The 2,471-nt window shown below is 65.5% G+C and carries 3 protein-coding genes; 2 read left to right on the top strand and 1 reads right to left on the bottom strand.

Annotated elements, in window-relative coordinates:
• A partial coding sequence (locus ACIPIA_RS14225) for an FkbM family methyltransferase (RefSeq protein WP_400510485.1) occupies positions 1-819 on the bottom strand: 819 nt, incomplete at its 3' end.
• A 110-nt stretch (positions 820-929) separates the two neighbouring features.
• Here ACIPIA_RS14225 and map point away from each other — a divergent pair.
• Both map and radC read left to right on the top strand, forming a co-directional pair.
• Positions 930-1,754 carry a type I methionyl aminopeptidase gene (gene map, locus ACIPIA_RS14220; protein WP_400510484.1) on the top strand — a complete coding sequence of 275 codons (825 nt, stop codon included), beginning with the start codon at positions 930-932 and terminating at the stop codon, positions 1,752-1,754.
• A partial coding sequence (radC, locus tag ACIPIA_RS14215) for a RadC family protein (RefSeq protein WP_400510483.1) occupies positions 1,751-2,471 on the top strand: 721 nt, incomplete at its 3' end. The genes map and radC, both read left to right, overlap by 4 nt.

Raw genomic sequence — 2,471 nt, 5'->3', positions numbered from 1 at the left:
CCTGGTCTGGGCGACCAGTTGGTATCCGCTGCGCGTCAGCTGCCCCACGAGATCGCTCTGCCAGCGCTGGCGGGAATCCTCGATGATGATGAAGCCCGGCCACAGCGATTCCGGCGCATCGCGCAGGAAGGGTTCGAGGATGAGGTCCTCCGCCCCTTCGACATCGAGCTTGATGGCATCGATGCGGTCGTAGCCCTCGCCCTCGACCAGGGCGAGCAGGGTCATCGCCGGAACCTTGACCGCGGTGCCGGTGCTCGAATTGAGGATGCGGACGCTCGACTCGCCGCGGTTGGTCTGGTCGATGAACAGCGTCAGCTCGCCCGGCTTGTCGGCCAGCGCACAGGCCACGGCCTTGACCGTGCCGAACGGGTTCTGAGCGATGTTGTAGGCGAGCCGCGAGAAGATCTCCGGCTGCGGCTCGACAGCGAGGATGCGGGCGCCGCGCCCTGCCTGTGCCGCCACGAACAGGGAATAAGCGCCGATATTCGCGCCGACATCGATGAAGGTGAAGCCGTCGCGCAGCCTCGCGGCCAGCATCTCGCGTTCGACCGTGTCGAAATATTGCGGGGTGAACAGCACGCGCTTCTCACAGACGTTGCCGTCCGGATAGAGCCGCATCTTGGCGCCGAGCGCCTCGATATCGACCGGCTCGCCATTGAGCGAGCGCAAGCCAAGTCGGCGCAGGGCGTAGGCAATCTTGCGCCCGGGGAATGAATCGGAAGCGGCACGCGTGCGCGCTATGATGTGGGCGAGATAGGCTTTCGGCGCGAAGCTGCCGAACGGACGATCTTCTGCCGGGGACTGTTCGATGATGGCCATTGCGCCCGCCTGATACACCTAGCAGCGCCGGCGCGCCAGCCATCCGCGCACTGCGCTTGCACCGCCTGCCAAACACAATAGATATGTCATAGAGGAGCAGCCCGCACGTCATGACATTCGAAGACACCATCGGCCGCTCGCGTTCGCGTGAGCCTGCCATCAAGATTCACGGCCCCGAGGCCTTCGCCGCCATGCACAAGGCGGGCAGGCTGACGGCTGCGGGCCTCGATATGCTCGGCTCCTACGTCAAGCCCGGGGTGACTACCCAGCGCCTTGACGAACTCGCGTTCCAGTTCGCCATGGACAACGGCGCCTATCCGGCGACCCTGTTCTACCGCGGCTACACCAGGTCGATCTGCACCTCGATCAATCATGTCGTCTGCCACGGCATCCCCGACGACAAGCCGCTGCGCGAGGGCGACATCCTCAACATCGACTACACGCTGATCGTCGATGGCTGGCACGGCGATTCCAGCCGCATGTATGGCGTCGGCGATATCTCGCGGAAGGCCGAGCGCCTGGTCGAGATCACCTATGAAAGCCTGCTGCGCGGCATAAAGGCGGTGCGGGCCGGCGCCACCACCGGCGATATCGGTTTCGCCATCCAGCGCTATGCCGAGGCCGAGCGCTGCTCCGTCGTCCGGGATTTCTGCGGCCACGGCATCGGCCAGCTCTTCCACGACGCCCCGAACATCCTGCATTACGGCAGCCCCGGCGAAGGCATCGAGCTCAAGCCCGGCATGGTCTTCACCATCGAGCCGATGATCAATCTCGGCAAGGCGGGCGTGAAGGTGCTCTCCGACGGCTGGACGGCGGTCACGCGCGACCGTTCGCTCTCTGCCCAGTTCGAGCATCAGATCGGCGTCACCGAGACGGGCTGCGAGATCTTCACGCTCTCGCCGGGCGGCCTCGACAATCCGCTCGCCGCGAAATGAGCGTCGGCGTCGGCAAGGGACCACGCAGGGCGCCCTCGCCTCCCGCTTTTGCCGAAGCTGTCGATTCGAAAAGCCCCACACCGCATTATCACGGCCATCGCGACCGGCTGCGCGCCCGCTTCGTCGAGGCGGGGGCCGAAACGCTGCCGGATTACGAGCTGCTCGAACTTCTCCTCTTTCGCTCGATCCCGCAGCGTGACGTCAAGCCGCTCGCCAAGGAGCTCATCCAGCGCTTCGGCTCCTTTGCCGAGGTGCTGGCGGCGCCGGCCGCCCGCCTGACCGAGGTCAAGGGGGTCGGCGAGGGCGTGGCGCTCGACCTCAAGATCGTCGAAGCCGCGTTGAAGCGCATGGCGAAAGGCGCGGTCTCCAAGCGGCCGGTCCTGTCCTCCTGGTCGTCGGTTCTCGACTATTGCCGGATGGCGATGGCCTTCGCCGAGCGCGAGCAGTTCCGTATCCTCTTCCTCGACAAAAAGAATGCGCTGATCGCCGACGAGGTGCAGCAGACCGGCACCGTCGATCACACCCCGGTCTATCCACGCGAGGTCATGCGACGGGCGCTGGAGCTTTCGGCCTCCGCCATCATTCTCGTCCACAATCATCCCTCCGGCGACCCGACGCCCTCCGGCGCGGACATGAGGATGACCCGCGAACTCGTCGAGATCGCCAAGCCTCTCGGCATCGCCATCCACGACCACATCATCGTGGGGCGGGACGGGC

The organism is Allobosea sp. CER48, from assembly GCF_044752385.1.
GTDB lineage: Bacteria > Pseudomonadota > Alphaproteobacteria > Rhizobiales > Beijerinckiaceae > Allobosea.
The sequence above is the reverse complement of the archived record's forward strand: the minus strand, read 5'-3'. Positions and strand labels throughout refer to the sequence as shown.

Bases quoted from the DNA above. Each gene is read 5' to 3' on its own strand.
- map (WP_400510484.1), top strand. From the start codon at position 930: ATGACATTCGAAGACACCATCGGCCGCTCGCGTTCGCGTGAGCCTGCC.